The sequence below is a fragment of the Mixta sp. BE291 genome, from assembly GCF_031457955.1.
GTDB lineage: Bacteria > Pseudomonadota > Gammaproteobacteria > Enterobacterales > Enterobacteriaceae > Mixta.
The window spans coordinates 50,694-64,883 of sequence record NZ_JAVDXN010000010.1 but is presented as its reverse complement, the minus strand read 5'-3'; the positions used below and the strand labels follow the sequence as shown (position 1 = coordinate 64,883).

The window sequence follows — 14,190 nt, the reverse complement described above, 5'->3', positions numbered from 1 at the left end:
GCTGGTTAATCGGGCTTTCCGCGTGGAGATTCCTGGTTATGTCCGTTACCCATACCGTTTTTAATCAACCGCGTCCGCTCAGCAACAGCAACCTGTTCCTTTCCGATACGCCTCTGCGTGAAGCCGTGACGCGCTTTGGCGCGGAGTGGGATCTCGATCTGTTGGCGTCGGTAGGGCAGCAGCTCGGCAGCGGCGAGTCGCTGGAGCTGGGCAGGCTGGCTAACGCTTTTCCGCCGGAGCTGCTGCGCTACGACGCGCGTGGCGAGCGGCTGGACGATTTGCGCTTTCATCCCGCCTGGCACCTGCTGATGCAGGGATTGTGCGCGAATCGCGTCCATAATTTGCCCTGGCAGGCCGAATCGCGCGCCGGTGCGTTCGTTGCTCGTGCCGCGCGTTTTATGCTGCATGGGCAGGTGGAATCGGGCACGCTCTGCCCGATTACCATGACCTTTGGCGCGACGCCGCTGTTGCAGGCCAGCCTGCCGTCCCTGTTTGCCGACTGGCTGCCGCCGCTGTTGAGCGATCGTTACGATGCGCATCTGCAGCCTGCGCCGCAAAAGCGCGGCCTGCTGATCGGCATGGGCATGACGGAAAAACAGGGCGGAACCGATGTGCTGAGTAACACCACGCGTGCTGAACCGCTGGCGGCGCGCGGCAACGGCGAGGCGTATCGCCTGACGGGTCATAAATGGTTTTTTTCCGTGCCGCAGAGCGACGCACATCTGGTGCTGGCGCAGACGTCGGGCGGCATCAGCTGTTTTTTCCTGCCGCGCCTGCTGCCGGACGGCACGCGTAACGCGGTACGCATTGAGCGCCTGAAAGAGAAGCTGGGTAACCGTTCTAACGCCAGCGTTGAAGTCGAGTTCGACGGCGCGATCGGCTGGCTGCTGGGCGAAGAGGGCGAAGGCGTGCGGCAGATTTTAAAAATGGGCGGCTATACCCGTTTCGACTGCGCGCTGGGCAGCCATAGCCTGATGCGCCGCGCCTTTTCGGTCGCGCTTTATCATACGCATCAGCGTCAGGTGATGGGAAAAACCCTGGTCGAGCAGCCGCTGATGCGTCAGCAGCTGGTGCAGCAGGCGCTCCAGCTGGAGGGGCAGACGGCGCTGCTGATGCGTATCGCTCACGCCTGGTCGCAACCGGCGGATGAAGCGCAGCGGATGTATGCGCGTCTGTTTACGCCCGGCGCGAAGTTTGTCATCTGTCACAACGCGATGCCCTTTATCGCGCAGGCGATGGAGGCGCTGGGCGGCATCGGCTACTGCGAAGAGAGCGAGCTGCCGCGTCTGTATCGTGAAGCGCCGGTAAACAGCATCTGGGAGGGCGCGGGAAATGTGATGTGCCTGGATGTATTGCGGGTGCTGAGAAAGCAGCCAGCGATCATGGAGATGCTGGCCGCTCAGTTTGATAGCGTTAAAGGGCTTAACCGCCATTTCGATAGCCGCTGGCGTCAGCTCAGGCTGCGGCTGCGTAAGCCGCAGGAGGCGCAGGCGCGTGACATCGCCAGCCAGCTCCTGCTGCTGGCGAGCGGTCAGCAGCTTCTGACTACCCTGGAGCCGCCGCTGGCGGATGCCTGGTGCCAGCAGCAGTTAGATACGCGCGGCGCGCTGCCTGTGGCTGATGCGGTCGGCGATCGTCTACTGCTGCGTGCCAGTGGCGGTTGAACCCGCCGGACCATACAGCACCGCCGAGGTATACCACATGCCCGGCATCACCGTTTCGCTCAGCGCAACGATATGATAATAGGCCGCGCCAGACCGATTAGCCTTTTGCGCGATGTCGCGCTGAGCATCGTCCGGGGAACCGCGAGTGGTGCTGGTAATGCTGCCCAGTCTGGGCAAATTAGCGGTTTGCGCCCGGCTAATTTCCTGCGCCTGCTGTGTCGGCGGCGGTGGCGCTTCCGGCGTTGAACGCAGCATACTGCAGGCGCTTAGCGTCAGGGTTAACAGCAGTAAAGGCCAATAACGCATAGCAACTTCCTTACGGTTGGGGGATCGCTAAAGTGTATGCGATCCCCACTGTTCCGTTAGCCTTTCAGGGTGAAAACACTCACCAGCTCGGTTAAGTGATGCCCCTTTTTGCTCAGCTCATGGGCGGTATCTTCTGACTGCGCTACCAGCTCGGTATTCTGATGCGTCGCCTGGCCAATCTGCGTCATGGCAATATTAACCTGACCGATACCGGCGGACTGCTCCTGAGACGCGATATTGATTTCACCCATCAGCGCTTTCACCTGCTCAATGCGGGTGACGATATTTTCCATCGCGCTGCGCGTTTTCTCAGAGAGCGTATGACCCTGATTCACATTACCGATGGAGGTGGTAATCAGCCCATCGATCTCTTTCGCAGCCTGCGCGCTACGGCTTGCCAGCGCACGAACTTCCGCCGCCACCACCGCAAAGCCTTTGCCATGTTCGCCCGCGCGTGCGGCTTCTACCGCCGCGTTAAGCGCCAGGATGTTGGTCTGGAAAGCGATCGATTCAATCACATGGGTAATATCCGCAATGCTCTGCGAGGAGACTTTAATCGCCGACATGGTATTAACCGAATGCGCGACCGTTTCACCGCCTTGCTGCACCGCGCTGGCGGCTTCGGCGACTAATTGCAGCGCCTGCGCGACGTTTTCCGCATTCTGTCCAACGGTTGCGCCCAGCTGTTCCATACTGGCGGAGGTCTCTTCGACGCTGCTGGCCTGACGGGTAATCTGTTCGCTGATATTTTCACTGCTGACGGCAATCGCGTCGGTGCCCTGGCTGATATCCTGCGCGGCGCTGCGCACCTGAGAAACGATACGTTCCAGCCCGTCGCCGATGCCGTTAATGGCGGTAATCAGCTGGCCCACTTCATCTTTGCGCTCGGTTTGCAGCGTTGCCTGCAGGTTGCCATCCGCATATTGCTCAGCCAGATGAATCACCTGCTGTAGCGGTACGCTGACCCAGCGGCGGGTAACCCAGACAAAGCCCACGGCAAACAGCACCACCAGACCCAGACCCAGCAGCAGGAAGGTATTACGCGCAGAGGTGATCGGTGCCAGCAGGCTGGTTTTATCCACATCGCCAAGAATGATCCAGTCCCAGCCAGGCAGACGCTGCCAGGCAAGAATACGCGGTTCGCCATGCTGGATCGTTTCCAGCGTGCCGCTTTGCTTTGTAGTGAGCTGTTGCATCACGTCCGGCGACCAGCTCGCCTTTTTGCCTTCTTCCTGCGGATGGAACAGCCAGCTGCCGAATGCATTGCCTGCTGCGCCGTTCATCACCATAAAGCGGCCGGTATCGCTAAAGGATTTATCCAGCACTTTATCGCGCATCAGCGCCACCTGCTTGCCGATCTCCACGCCAACAAACAGAATGCCGACCACCGTCCCGCTGGCATCTTTCACCGGCTGGTATTGGGTGATGTAGCGTTTGCCAAACAGCGCCGCGAGGCCGCGATACGCTTCGCCTTTACTCACCTGAGCGAAAGCCGGGCTTTTCGGATCGAGCTGCGTGCCCATGGCGCGCGTGCCGTCTTCTTTCAGCAGAGAAGTCGCGATACGCACATAGTTATCGCCGTCGCGCACGAAAATCGTGGAAATAGCGCCGGTACGCGTTAAAAAGTCATCGACCGTGCTTTCATCCAGGTTCAGCGTTTTTAATCCAGCGCGTAAGGTTGGCGTGGAAAACGCGCCGACGGCAACGCGCGCGCTTTCATCACGGCTGAACGCTTTAGGCAGGAAGCTTTGAAACAGGTTGGTATAGTTTGCCACTTCTTCGCTGAGCGTAGCGTTAAACATACCGGCCATATCGCCGATTCCTGCGACCTGGTTTTGCATATTTTCCAGCGTGAGATCCTGGAGCTGTTTTGCTGCGTTATTGCTTAAAGCGAGCGTGAGGATGAAAAAAAGTACGGCCACGCTCAAAGAAGTCATGACAGACAGCTTAACGCCCAAACTGGCGCGGCTGAGTGAGAGACGCTTCATAAAGTTTTACCTTTAGATAATATTCTGGGATCTCGTTAAACGGCCAAAAACGGCGGATTTTTACCCTACAAACCGCAAGGAAAAGGATCTTTTTTTTCACAGCCAATAAAGCGCTGGCGTAATACCCTATAATCAAAGGCTATTTTTTAAACACGGAGAAGGTGAAAGCGATGGCAGAACAAAAAGTTGCGGGCAACATGATCGATATCGTGACCGAATCGTTTAGCAACATTGAATGTCTGCACGCGGCGCCCGCCGGGCTGCGCAAGGCTGCTTTGCCCACGGTGGTGTTCTGGCACGGTTATCTCTCTTCCAAAGAGGTTTACGCCTGGGCCGCCGTGGCGCTGGCGCAGGCAGGCTGGCGCGTGATCATGCCGGATGCCGATGAGCATGGCTCCCGCTATCGTGGCGATAGCGCGCACCGGCTGGCCCATTTCTGGGATATTTTGCGCCGCAATATTGATGAGCTGCCGCAGCTGGAAACCGCGCTGCGCGCGCAGGGGCTGATTGCCGAAGGGCGCTTCGGCGTGGCGGGCGCGTCGATGGGCGGCATGACCGCGCTGGGCGCGATGGCGCGCTATCCGCAGATCAATCGCGTCGCCTGTTTGATGGGATCGGGCTACTTTATGTCGCTAAGCCAGACGCTGTTTCCGCCGCTACAGGCGACAACGCCCGCTGAGCAGGCGGAGCTGGCGCGTCGGTTGGCGCCTCTTGCTGCATACGATCCCAGTCAGCAGTTGGCCCGACTGGCGGATCGCCCGCTGCTCTTGTGGCATGGCGAAGCGGATGACGTCGTTCCGGCCGCTGAAACGCAGCGTTTGGTTCAGGCGCTATCCAACGCACAGCGCGATCGGCAGCTAACCTGGCTCACCGAGCCAGGCGTTGGACATAAAATCACGCCGCAGGCAGTGGGCGCGCTGGTGGATTTTTTCGCATCCTGTTGATCCTAAACGTGAAGCGCGCAGGGCAGAGGCCGCGATGGATTGCCGCCCCGGCCCGGCGCGTTTTTTCTGTGATTCCCGCTTGAGTTTCCCCCGCCAGGCCAGTATGATTACGCGTCAATTTTTCAGCCGTACACTTAAAACGTTCCTTGCTTCCATGGGCCACGGCTGACCCTGACAGGAGGCTGAATAATCCGTAAGGAGCAAATTCGATGCGTCATTACGAAATCGTCTTTATGGTTCATCCTGACCAGAGCGAACAGGTTCCGGGCATGATCGAGCGCTACACTGGTGCCATCACTGGTGCAGAAGGTAAGATTCACCGTCTGGAAGACTGGGGTCGCCGTCAGCTGGCTTACCCGATCAACAAACTGCACAAAGCGCATTACGTTCTGCTGAACGTTGAAGCGCCGCAGGAAGTGATCGATGAGCTGGAAACTAACTTCCGCTTCAACGACGCCGTTATCCGCAGCATGGTTATGCGTACCAAAAACGCCGTAACCGAAGCATCTCCGATGGTTAAAGCGAAAGACGAGCGCCGTGAGCGTCGTGAAGATTTCGCTAACGAAACCTCTGACGATGCAGATGCCGGGGATTCTGAAGAGTAATCGACCGTGACGGCGAACCGGCTGCGTTTGTCTGGCACTGTGTGTCGGGCTCCGTTGCAAAAAATAAGTCCGTCAGGGATTCCACACTGCCAGCTGGTGCTTGAGCATCGCTCGCAGCAGGAAGAGGCCGGATTCTTCCGGCAGGCCTGGTGCCGTATGCCCGTGATTATTAGCGGCCAGACGCATCAGGTGATTACTCAACATATAACGGTCGGCACGCAGCTTACTATTGAGGGCTTTATTTGTAGCCATCAAGGGCGCAATGGCCTCAGTAAAATTGTGCTGCATGCCGAGCAGATTGAATTGATAGATTCTGGAGACTAGCCAAATGGCACGTTATTTCCGTCGTCGCAAGTTCTGCCGTTTCACCGCGGAAGGCGTTCAAGAGATCGACTACAAAGATATCGCTACGCTGAAAAACTACATCACTGAAAGCGGTAAGATTGTACCGAGCCGTATCACCGGTACTCGCGCTAAATACCAGCGTCAGCTGGCTCGTGCTATCAAGCGCGCGCGCTACCTGTCTTTGCTGCCGTATACTGATCGTCATCAGTAATCGGCCACTGTCCAATTATCGACTTTGAGAGGATAAGGTAATGCAAGTTATTCTGCTTGATAAAGTAGCAAACCTGGGCGGCCTGGGCGATCAGGTTAACGTTAAAGCGGGCTATGCTCGTAACTTCCTGGTTCCGCAGGGCAAAGCTGTCCCGGCAACCAAGAAAAACGTTGAGTTCTTCGAAACTCGCCGTGCTGAACTGGAAGCCAAACTGGCTGACGTTCTGGCAGCAGCCAACGCTCGTGCTGAAAGCATCAACGCACTGGGCACCGTGACCATCGCTTCTAAAGCGGGTGACGAAGGCAAACTGTTTGGTTCTATCGGTACCCGCGACATCGCTGACGCTGTAACTGCAGCTGGCGTTGAAGTGGCTAAGAGCGAAGTTCGCATGCCGAACGGCGTTCTGCGTACCACTGGTGAACACGAAGTGAGCTTCCAGGTTCACAGCGAAGTGTTTGCTAAGCTGAACGTGAACGTAGTTGCTGAGTAAGTTTTTTCAGTAACATGAAAATGCCGGCCCTGGGCCGGCATTTTTGTTTTTATTTTCTGCTCTGCTGCGGCGTTATTTATTGCGCACGCAAAAAAGAGCCATCCGGCTGGCGGGTAAACAGCACCGGGCCGTTTTCGCCCTCTACCGTAAGCCCTGTCACCACGCCATTATTATCCTGCCGAATTTTTACCTGTTGTCCGCTCTCCAGGTTGCTTAGCGGCTTATCATCACCTTCCACGCGCGCCATCGCGAAAACATCGTTCACCTGTAAATTGTTATCACGAAACAGCTGAGCCAGCGTTTGGCCAGAGGCGATCTGGTAACTGCGCCACTGGTCTTTATCCTGCGTTGGGGATGAAGGTTGCACGGGCTGCGTTGCTGGCGGGTTATCGTAAATCTCTGCCTGCAGCGGCACCTCTTTACCCTCATTAACGCCAGCCGGGCGCGGCTCACTGTTGCGCGGCGTCGGGGAGGGCCAGAGAAACGCCAGCAGCAACACGATAAGCGCCAGAATAATGCCGCGTCGGTGCGCGGGCGGCAGCGGCTGCATCCAGCTAATACCATCCGGCAGATGCCAAAGACGGCTCAGCCATAAACGGATGCCAGAATGAGTATCCTTTTGCATAATGTTACCTCCGGCACCTTGTGCGCGTCACGGTTGCTCTCCTGGATGCAGTATGGGCAAAAAAGACGCAAAGTGCCTGTCTGGATTATAAAAATTGCGATAGCGTTATTGTTTCCTTTTCATTACAAAAAGTCATGGGAAGAATGCAGATTTTACCCCTGCAACGCAGGCTGCTATGCTGCTCCTCTTTTGATTTATTGGTGAAAGGATAAAATATGACGACCCCTTCTTTTGATAGTCTTGAAGCGCAGGCGAGTTACGGTATTGGTTTGCAGGTCGGGCAGCAGCTGCTGGACTCTGGCCTGCAGGGATTACTGCCGGAAGCGATGGTAGCGGGCCTGCGTGATGCGCTGGAAGGGAATGCGCCTGCGGTGCCGGTTGATGTGGTGCATCGCGCGCTGCGCGAAGTGCATGAGCGTGCCGACGCGGTGCGTCGTGAGCGTCAGCAGGCGATGGCGGCGGAAGGTCAGACCTACCTGCAGGAAAACGCGCAGCGTGAAGGGGTGAACAGCACGGAATCAGGGCTACAGTTCCGCGTCATTAACCAGGGCACCGGTGCGATTCCTTCGCGTCAGGATCACGTCCGCGTTCACTATACCGGTAAGCTGATCGACGGCACGGTATTTGACAGTTCCGTTGCGCGTGGTGAACCGGCAGAATTCCCGGTAAGCGGCGTGATTGCCGGTTGGATTGAAGCGTTGACGCTGATGCCGGTAGGTTCCAAATGGGAACTGACCATTCCGCATAATTTGGCCTACGGCGAGCGTGGCGCAGGCGCGTCGATTCCGCCATTCAGTACGCTGGTATTTGAAGTAGAATTATTAGATATTATCTAAGCGTTTTATTTAAATAATAACCGGGCAGGGCGAATTAATGCCTTGCCCTTTTTTATCAGGCGACAGTTTTCGTTATAAATAATTTTCTTTTTCATTTTTTCTTATTGATATGTGTCGTTATTCTGATTGCCCGCCTGTTGCGTTATTAAATTGATTTTCACTATACTCTGATTGCTTTAATAGTATGGCTCATTAAATCAACCCCCCATAAAAAAGGACTATTATGCGTCAGCTAAATGATAAGGAAATGGAACAAATTTCTGGTGGTTTTTTTGGCTTGTTTGATAATATCGGTGCGGAAATTGGTGCCGCTATCGGTAGCGTTGTCGATAAAGGTACCGCGCTGGGCGGCCTGGTAACGAATGCAACAGAAGCAGGCACACTGTTGGGAATGGGCATCGGCAAGCTTCTCGGCCTGAATATTGGCGGGGCGATTACCGATATCGGCAACGGCGTCGTCAGCATTGTTGACAATGGGATCAGCGCCATTAAACAGCTGTTCGGCAATAAATAATGCTGCCAGGACTCGCCTGGTAATTGCGCCGCCAGTGCGTTAACCAGATAGCGTATTTTTTATTTGATAAGGTAGCCATTAAATTATTTGCACCGTTCGGCTGAAAATAATAATGAAAAGCCAGCGCACGCTGGCTTTTTTACTATTTTTGCAGATTGATGCGATAAATGGCAAAACCATTTTCATCCTGACTGATATAGCTCAGCGGATAACGGCCATAATGGGCAATAAAATCTGCCGCTTTTGACGAGGGAGACGTTTCAAAGCGAATATCCAGCGGAACCGCGCTTTCAATGGGCGCCAGCCGCCAGTTATTATCCGCCTGCGGATGCACCTCACCTTCGGCCTTGGTTTGCGCGCTAATCCAGGCCGAAACGATCGAGCGATTCTCATCCGGTGAGGAGAAAGCGACATATTTTTCTCCAGTACCGGCAAACTTACCGCCCCAGGCGCGATAGTTATTGGTCGCCACCAGGAAGGTCGCGTCGGGTTTAATCGGTTTCCCCTGCCAGGTGAGGTTTTTAATGCGCGAGGCCTGTGGATGAATAAGCTGACACTCTTCGTCATAGCGCGCAGGCTGCGTCACATCGATCTGATAATTGACGCCATCAATCACGTCAAAATTATAGGTGCGGTAGTTCCAGTTAATCAGCGGCTGCGGCTGTCGCTGTTGCGGATCAATCTGATTAAACTGACCGGCAGAGCATTCCAGCCACTGTTTTACCTGTTCGCCGTTTACTTTCATCGCCACCAGCGTATTGGGATAAAGGTAAAGGTCGGCGGCGTTACGAAACGTGAGCTGGCCCTTTTCCACTTCCACATAGCTGGCCGGATCGTTTTTACGTCCGCCCGCTTTAAAAGGCGCGGCGGCAGACAGCACCGGAATAGTCGCTAAATCGGGATCGCCCTGAATGAAATGCTCAACGTAAGCGCGCTGCGCATTATTGACGATTTGCACGGTGGGATCGTCCTGCACCAGCGACAGATAGCTGTACATCACGTCTGCCGATTTACCGATGGGCTGCGCGACAAAATCCCGCGTGGCGCGATGCGCGTCGGCCAGCACCTTAACCAGCGAGCTTTCCTCCTGCGCCAGCGACTTTTGCGCCGTCTTATCATAGATGGGGCGCGCTTCGGCGCGCGCCTGCGTAACTTTCCACTTACCCTGATCGTTATTAAGCGTGAGATCCACCACGCCCAGGTGATCGCCCCACATGCCCGGCATCACCGCAGGCACGCCGTTGAGCGTACCTTGTTTGATATCTGCGCCAGGAATGGCGGCAAACTCAGCGCCTGGGAAGACGGCATGCGCATGACCAAACATAATTGCGTCAATGCCCGGCACCTTGCTGAGATACCACACCGAGTTTTCAGCCAGCGCATGATAAGGCTCGCTCGATAAACCAGAGTGCGCCACGGCAATCACCACATCTGCGCCTTGCTGACGCATCACCGGCACCCAGCGCCGGGCGGTTTCGGTTATATCATCAACCGTGACTTTTCCCTGTAGATTCACCCGATCCCAGACCATAATCTGCGGAGGCACAAAGCCGATATAGCCGACATTAAGCGTGTAGGTTTTCCCGTCGCGTCCGGTGACCTTTTCCGGCTTGATCAGCCAGGGCGTAAAGCGCGGTTTGCCGGTGGCCGCATCGATAATGTTGGCGTTGATATAGGGAAAATGCGCGCCTGCCAGCGCCTTCTGCAGATAATCCAGCCCGTAGTTAAATTCATGGTTGCCCAAATTGCCGACGCGGTAATCCAGCGTATTCATCGCCTGGTAAACCGGATGCGTCTCACCCTGTTTCAGCCCCTTCGCGGCCATATAATCGCCCAGCGGGCTACCCTGGATGACGTCGCCGTTATCGACCAGCACGCTGTTTTTGACCTCCGCGCGTGCCGCCGCAATCAGCGTCGCGGTACGTACCAGGCCGAATTTATCGCTGGGTTTATCTTTGTAGTAATCGAAATCCATCATATTGCTGTGCAGATCGGTGGTTTCCATAATGCGAAAATCCACCGTCGCAGCGCAGATCGGAAGCGAAGCCGTTGCCATCACCAAAAGCGCAGTACCCTTAATCATTTTTCCTCCTGAAAAGTAAGCGCTACAAACTTCTCAAATTAACCGGCAAACGTTACATTTCATCGCACGAATTTGTGAGCCATAACCGATAAATAATGCTTTATCCAAAACAGGCGGCCAGAAGAGAAAATGCGCGTGCTGGGGCAGGTAATGACAGTAAGGCGTGAATTATGCTATTGATAACTAAACAATCCGCAAACGCGAACGGCTGGCAGCCGCTTACCGTGGCATCTGAGCGCCAGCTGCTATGATTAAACAGCATGATCAATCATCGTAAGTCACGGCGTTGTAGTCTGGCTTACTTCGGTCATCGACAAAGAGGTGAAAAATGTTAGAGCAAATCTGCCAGCTGGCGCGCGAAGCGGGCGACGCCATTATGAACGTTTACGATGGCGAGGCGCCGCTCGACGTTTCTCACAAAACTGACGATTCCCCTGTAACCACTGCTGATATTGCCGCGCACGGCATCATTATGCGCGGGTTGCAGCAGCTTACGCCTGACGTGCCGGTGGTGTCGGAAGAAGATCCGCCCGCCTTTGAGGTGCGTCAGCACTGGTCGCGCTACTGGCTGGTCGATCCGCTGGACGGCACCAAAGAGTTTATTAAGCGTAACGGCGAGTTCACCGTGAACATCGCGCTGATCGATCAGGGCAAACCGGTGCTTGGCGTAGTCTATGCGCCGGTGCTGGGAGTGATGTATTCCGCTGCGGAAGGTAAAGCGTGGAAAGAAGAGGGCGGGCAGAAAACGCAGATTAAAATTCGCGATGCGCGCCCGCCGCTGGTGGTTGTCAGCCGCTCTCATCAGGATGGCGATGAGCTAACGGAATATCTGCATCAGCTGGGCGAGCATCAAACGGTGGCGATTGGCTCTTCGCTTAAATTTTGCCTGGTGGCGGAAGGCAAGGCGCAGCTCTATCCGCGCTTCGGGCCGACCAACAGCTGGGATACTGCCGCCGGTCATGCGGTCGCTTTAGCCGCAGGTGCCCACGTTCATGACTGGAAAGGACGCCCGCTGGATTATACGGCGCGCGAATCTTTCTTAAATCCAGGCTTCCGCGTTTCTATTTTTTAAATCGGCTTTATTTAAGCAACTGATGCAGCAGGGCGATAACCTGCTGCGTCTCTTGCGCCGTCAGCGCGCCATCTTTGGCAAAGCGTACCCGACCCGTTTTATCCAATACCACCACGGCGGAGCCGCCATCTTCCAGCTGCCAGGCGCTTTTCGCCGCGCCGTTACTGTCAACAATAAACTGCGACCAGGGATACTGTTTCTTATTACTTTCAATGCTGCTGCGTACAAACATGCCGGTACCGGGAATGGCGTCATCCGTATTGACGATGGTGGTGGTTTGATAGCGTTCCTGCGGCAGATGCGCCTGCTTTATCGCCTCCACCAGCGCGGCGTTTTTCTCTTTTGCCGATGAACGCCCGGCAATATGTTGCAGCACGCGCACTTTACCAGGCAGCTGCGCGCTATTCCACGCCCGATAGCTAAACTTATCCTGTTGATAGTTAAGTTCTCCTTTATCACTGATGCCTACCGGCGCAACGCGCTGGCCGTTGACGAAGTCGTGGGCGCTGCTGGTAAAAGGCAGCAGCAGGCTGAATACAAGGGCGAGCGAGGCAGGTTTCATTATTTTCTCCACATCAGCAGCTGATCAGACCACCCGGTCATGTTTTTGCAATAATAAGCAGCCATTATGCTGCTGTCTCATTGACCTGCCAGCTTTGCGGTAGACTGCACAAATTCGTTTTGGCAGTAGGTTTATACTGTCTTATATGAGGGTATTAACAGAGTGTCCTGTAATGATCTGTAAAATCAGTAAAAAAGATTAATTTTAGGAACACAGGAAACGGACGATGTTCTATAGTTCTATCGGCACTTTGCGCTTCATGAGCTCGTACCGATTTTGGCAACGGCGAAGCGTATTAATTTTTAGGAGTTTAAAGCAAGATGAAAATTTTTCAGCGTTACAATCCTTTCCAGATCGCGAAATACGTTAAAACACTGTTTAAAGGAAGGATTTATATCAAGGATGTCGGCGCGTTCGAGTTCGATAAAGGCAAAATCCTCGTGCCGCGCGTTAAGGATAAACAGCATTTTAGCGTGATGTCGGAAGTGAACCGCCAGGTGCTTCGACTGCAGGCCGAATATCAGTAAACGAAAAGGGCGCGATTAACGCGCCCTTGTGCTGTCTGGCGGCGGCAATCAGCTAAACCGCCAGACCCGATATGCAGCCTTTCTTACTCTTCCACTTCTTTACTTATCGTCAGGCTTGCCGGGCGCTCATCAATACGCGTAACCAACAGCTGATCGATGCGATAACTGTCAATATCGACCACTTCGAACTTATAGCCCGCGAACTTAACAAAATCGGTACGTTTTGGAATTTTGCGCAGCATATACATCATAAAACCGCCGATGGTTTCATAATTGCCGGACTGCGGGAACTCATTAATATCCAACACGCGCATCACGTCATCAATAGGCGTGCCGCCCTCTACCAGCCATGAGTTTTCATCACGCGCAACGATCTGCTCTTCCAGCCCCTGGCCGACCAGGTCGCCCATCAGCGTGGTCATCACGTCGTTCAGCGTAATAATACCGACCACCAGCGCATATTCGTTCATGATCACCGCGAAATCTTCCCCGGCGGTTTTGAAGCTTTCCAGCGCCTCGGAAAGCGTCAGGGTATCCGGCACAATCAGCGCCGAGCGAATCTGCAAACCGCTGTTCAGCGCCATGCTCTGATTACCCAGCACGCGCAGCAGCAGCTCTTTTGAATCGACGTAGCCGACGATATGGTCAATATCGCCATTACAGACCAAAAACTTTGAGTGCGGATGCAGCGCAATCTTCTCTTTCAGGCTGCTCTCTTCTTCATGCAGATCGAACCAGATAATGTTTTCACGCGAGGTCATCGAAGAGGGCACCGTACGTGATTCCAGCTCGAACACATTCTCAATCAGTTCATGCTCCTGCTTGCGCAGCACGCCCGCCAGCGCACCCGCCTCCACCACCGCATAAATATCATCAGAGGTGATATCGTCTTTACGCACCATCGGGATTTTAAACAGGCGGAAAATCATATTTGCCATGCCGTTAAAGAACCAGACCATCGGGCGGAACAGCAGCAGGCAGAAGCGCATCGGATTAATAATGCGTAGCGCGATCGCTTCCGGCGAGATCATCCCGATACGTTTTGGCGTCAGGTCGGCAAACAGAATAAACAGGCTGGTCACCAGGGTGAAAGAACAGATAAAGCTCAGCTGCTCCGCCAGCTCAGGCGAAACCAGGCCATCGAACAGCGTTTTAAATGAGGGAGAGAAAGCAGAGTCGCCGACGATACCGCCAAGAATGGCGACGGCGTTCAGGCCAATTTGCACCACGGTAAAAAACATCCCTGGCGTTTCCTGCATTTTCAACACGCGCTGCGCGTTGATATTGCCATCATCGGCCAGCAGTTTGAGTTTAATTTTACGCGCGGCGGCCAGCGAGATTTCTGACAAAGAAAAGAAGGCGCTGATTGCAATCAACACGAGTATGACAAGCAAGCTATCTAACATAAAGATTCCGTT

Annotated in this window: 16 protein-coding genes; 10 read left to right on the top strand and 6 right to left on the bottom strand. The window is 54.6% G+C overall.

Translation table 11 applies throughout. From position 1 onward, the window contains the following. The first annotated feature begins 38 nt into the window (after positions 1–38). On the top strand, positions 39–1,664 hold the full coding sequence (locus J2X14_RS18570; protein WP_352412653.1) for an isovaleryl-CoA dehydrogenase: 1,626 nt from the start codon (positions 39–41) through the stop codon (positions 1,662–1,664). On the opposite strand, the gene bsmA is transcribed toward J2X14_RS18570, so the two are convergent. Together bsmA and J2X14_RS18560 are read right to left on the bottom strand one after the other, a co-directional pair. Beyond that, positions 1,638–1,970, bottom strand: coding sequence for a biofilm peroxide resistance protein BsmA (bsmA, locus tag J2X14_RS18565; RefSeq protein WP_352412652.1), 333 nt, complete (start codon positions 1,968–1,970; stop codon positions 1,638–1,640). The genes J2X14_RS18570 and bsmA overlap by 27 nt on opposite strands. Before the next feature lie 56 nt (positions 1,971–2,026). Then, a complete protein-coding gene (locus J2X14_RS18560) occupies positions 2,027–3,958 on the bottom strand; it encodes a methyl-accepting chemotaxis protein (protein ID WP_352412651.1) in 1,932 nt (643 codons plus the stop codon). A gap of 197 nt (positions 3,959–4,155) precedes the next feature. Between J2X14_RS18560 and yjfP the strand changes: the two genes are divergently transcribed. The 5 genes from yjfP to rplI all read left to right on the top strand — a co-directional run bounded on the left by yjfP (position 4,156) and on the right by rplI (position 6,553). After that, on the top strand, positions 4,156–4,902 hold the full coding sequence (yjfP, locus tag J2X14_RS18555) for an esterase (protein WP_352412687.1): 747 nt from the start codon (positions 4,156–4,158) through the stop codon (positions 4,900–4,902). A 209-nt stretch (positions 4,903–5,111) separates the two neighbouring features. Next, a complete protein-coding gene (rpsF, locus tag J2X14_RS18550) occupies positions 5,112–5,507 on the top strand; it encodes a 30S ribosomal protein S6 (protein WP_104958681.1) in 396 nt (131 codons plus the stop codon). A 6-nt stretch (positions 5,508–5,513) separates the two neighbouring features. Next, positions 5,514–5,831: a primosomal replication protein N gene (gene priB, locus J2X14_RS18545; RefSeq protein WP_352412650.1), complete on the top strand. Its 318-nt coding sequence runs from the start codon at positions 5,514–5,516 to the stop codon at positions 5,829–5,831. A 4-nt stretch (positions 5,832–5,835) separates the two neighbouring features. Continuing rightward, a complete protein-coding gene (rpsR, locus tag J2X14_RS18540; RefSeq protein WP_000135199.1) occupies positions 5,836–6,063 on the top strand; it encodes a 30S ribosomal protein S18 in 228 nt (75 codons plus the stop codon). A gap of 40 nt (positions 6,064–6,103) precedes the next feature. Next, a complete protein-coding gene (gene rplI / locus J2X14_RS18535; RefSeq protein WP_352412649.1) occupies positions 6,104–6,553 on the top strand; it encodes a 50S ribosomal protein L9 in 450 nt (149 codons plus the stop codon). A 76-nt stretch (positions 6,554–6,629) separates the two neighbouring features. Here rplI and J2X14_RS18530 read toward each other — a convergent pair whose 3' ends face one another. Beyond that, positions 6,630–7,178 carry a LysM-like peptidoglycan-binding domain-containing protein gene (locus J2X14_RS18530; protein WP_352412648.1) on the bottom strand — a complete coding sequence of 183 codons (549 nt, stop codon included), beginning with the start codon at positions 7,176–7,178 and terminating at the stop codon, positions 6,630–6,632. Positions 7,179–7,393: 215 nt separating this feature from the next. On the opposite strand from J2X14_RS18530, the gene bamJ reads away from it, so the two are divergent. Continuing rightward, positions 7,394–8,014 carry a BamJ family beta-barrel-assembly machinery protein gene (gene bamJ, locus J2X14_RS18525; protein ID WP_352412647.1) on the top strand — a complete coding sequence of 207 codons (621 nt, stop codon included), beginning with the start codon at positions 7,394–7,396 and terminating at the stop codon, positions 8,012–8,014. A 247-nt stretch (positions 8,015–8,261) separates the two neighbouring features. Next, positions 8,262–8,528 (top strand): hypothetical protein, encoded by a 267-nt coding sequence (locus J2X14_RS18520; protein WP_352412646.1) that lies wholly within the window; start codon positions 8,262–8,264, stop codon positions 8,526–8,528. 142 nt (positions 8,529–8,670) lie between these two features. On the opposite strand, the gene J2X14_RS18515 is transcribed toward J2X14_RS18520, so the two are convergent. Next, positions 8,671–10,611: a bifunctional 2',3'-cyclic-nucleotide 2'-phosphodiesterase/3'-nucleotidase gene (locus J2X14_RS18515; protein ID WP_352412645.1), complete on the bottom strand. Its 1,941-nt coding sequence runs from the start codon at positions 10,609–10,611 to the stop codon at positions 8,671–8,673. A gap of 328 nt (positions 10,612–10,939) precedes the next feature. Between J2X14_RS18515 and cysQ the strand changes: the two genes are divergently transcribed. Then, positions 10,940–11,683, top strand: coding sequence for a 3'(2'),5'-bisphosphate nucleotidase CysQ (cysQ, locus tag J2X14_RS18510; protein WP_352412644.1), 744 nt, complete (start codon positions 10,940–10,942; stop codon positions 11,681–11,683). 7 nt (positions 11,684–11,690) lie between these two features. On the opposite strand, the gene J2X14_RS18505 is transcribed toward cysQ, so the two are convergent. Next, the gene (locus J2X14_RS18505; RefSeq protein WP_352412643.1) at positions 11,691–12,245 is read right to left on the bottom strand and encodes a YtfJ family protein; all 555 of its coding nucleotides are present in this window, start codon (positions 12,243–12,245) and stop codon (positions 11,691–11,693) included. A 320-nt stretch (positions 12,246–12,565) separates the two neighbouring features. Here J2X14_RS18505 and J2X14_RS18500 point away from each other — a divergent pair, with 320 nt between their 5' ends. Next, on the top strand, positions 12,566–12,772 hold the full coding sequence (locus J2X14_RS18500) for a DUF1107 domain-containing protein (protein WP_085069893.1): 207 nt from the start codon (positions 12,566–12,568) through the stop codon (positions 12,770–12,772). An 83-nt stretch (positions 12,773–12,855) separates the two neighbouring features. Here J2X14_RS18500 and paeA read toward each other — a convergent pair whose 3' ends face one another. Continuing rightward, positions 12,856–14,178, bottom strand: a complete 1,323-nt coding sequence (gene paeA / locus J2X14_RS18495; RefSeq protein WP_249892368.1) for a polyamine export protein PaeA — start codon at positions 14,176–14,178, stop codon at positions 12,856–12,858. Positions 14,179–14,190: the final 12 nt, after the last annotated feature.

Coding starts and splice junctions, on each gene's coding strand:
- cysQ (WP_352412644.1), top strand. CDS start 10,940: ATGTTAGAGCAAATCTGCCAGCTGGCGCGCGAAGCGGGCGACGCCATT.
- rpsR (WP_000135199.1), top strand. CDS start 5,836: ATGGCACGTTATTTCCGTCGTCGCAAGTTCTGCCGTTTCACCGCGGAA.
- paeA (WP_249892368.1), bottom strand. CDS start 14,178: ATGTTAGATAGCTTGCTTGTCATACTCGTGTTGATTGCAATCAGCGCC.
- yjfP (WP_352412687.1), top strand. CDS start 4,156: ATGATCGATATCGTGACCGAATCGTTTAGCAACATTGAATGTCTGCAC.
- J2X14_RS18570 (WP_352412653.1), top strand. CDS start 39: ATGTCCGTTACCCATACCGTTTTTAATCAACCGCGTCCGCTCAGCAAC.
- J2X14_RS18530 (WP_352412648.1), bottom strand. CDS start 7,178: ATGCAAAAGGATACTCATTCTGGCATCCGTTTATGGCTGAGCCGTCTT.
- bamJ (WP_352412647.1), top strand. CDS start 7,394: ATGACGACCCCTTCTTTTGATAGTCTTGAAGCGCAGGCGAGTTACGGT.
- J2X14_RS18515 (WP_352412645.1), bottom strand. CDS start 10,611: ATGATTAAGGGTACTGCGCTTTTGGTGATGGCAACGGCTTCGCTTCCG.
- J2X14_RS18500 (WP_085069893.1), top strand. CDS start 12,566: ATGAAAATTTTTCAGCGTTACAATCCTTTCCAGATCGCGAAATACGTT.
- rpsF (WP_104958681.1), top strand. CDS start 5,112: ATGCGTCATTACGAAATCGTCTTTATGGTTCATCCTGACCAGAGCGAA.
- J2X14_RS18520 (WP_352412646.1), top strand. CDS start 8,262: ATGGAACAAATTTCTGGTGGTTTTTTTGGCTTGTTTGATAATATCGGT.
- rplI (WP_352412649.1), top strand. CDS start 6,104: ATGCAAGTTATTCTGCTTGATAAAGTAGCAAACCTGGGCGGCCTGGGC.
- J2X14_RS18505 (WP_352412643.1), bottom strand. CDS start 12,245: ATGAAACCTGCCTCGCTCGCCCTTGTATTCAGCCTGCTGCTGCCTTTT.
- bsmA (WP_352412652.1), bottom strand. CDS start 1,970: ATGCGTTATTGGCCTTTACTGCTGTTAACCCTGACGCTAAGCGCCTGC.
- J2X14_RS18560 (WP_352412651.1), bottom strand. CDS start 3,958: ATGAAGCGTCTCTCACTCAGCCGCGCCAGTTTGGGCGTTAAGCTGTCT.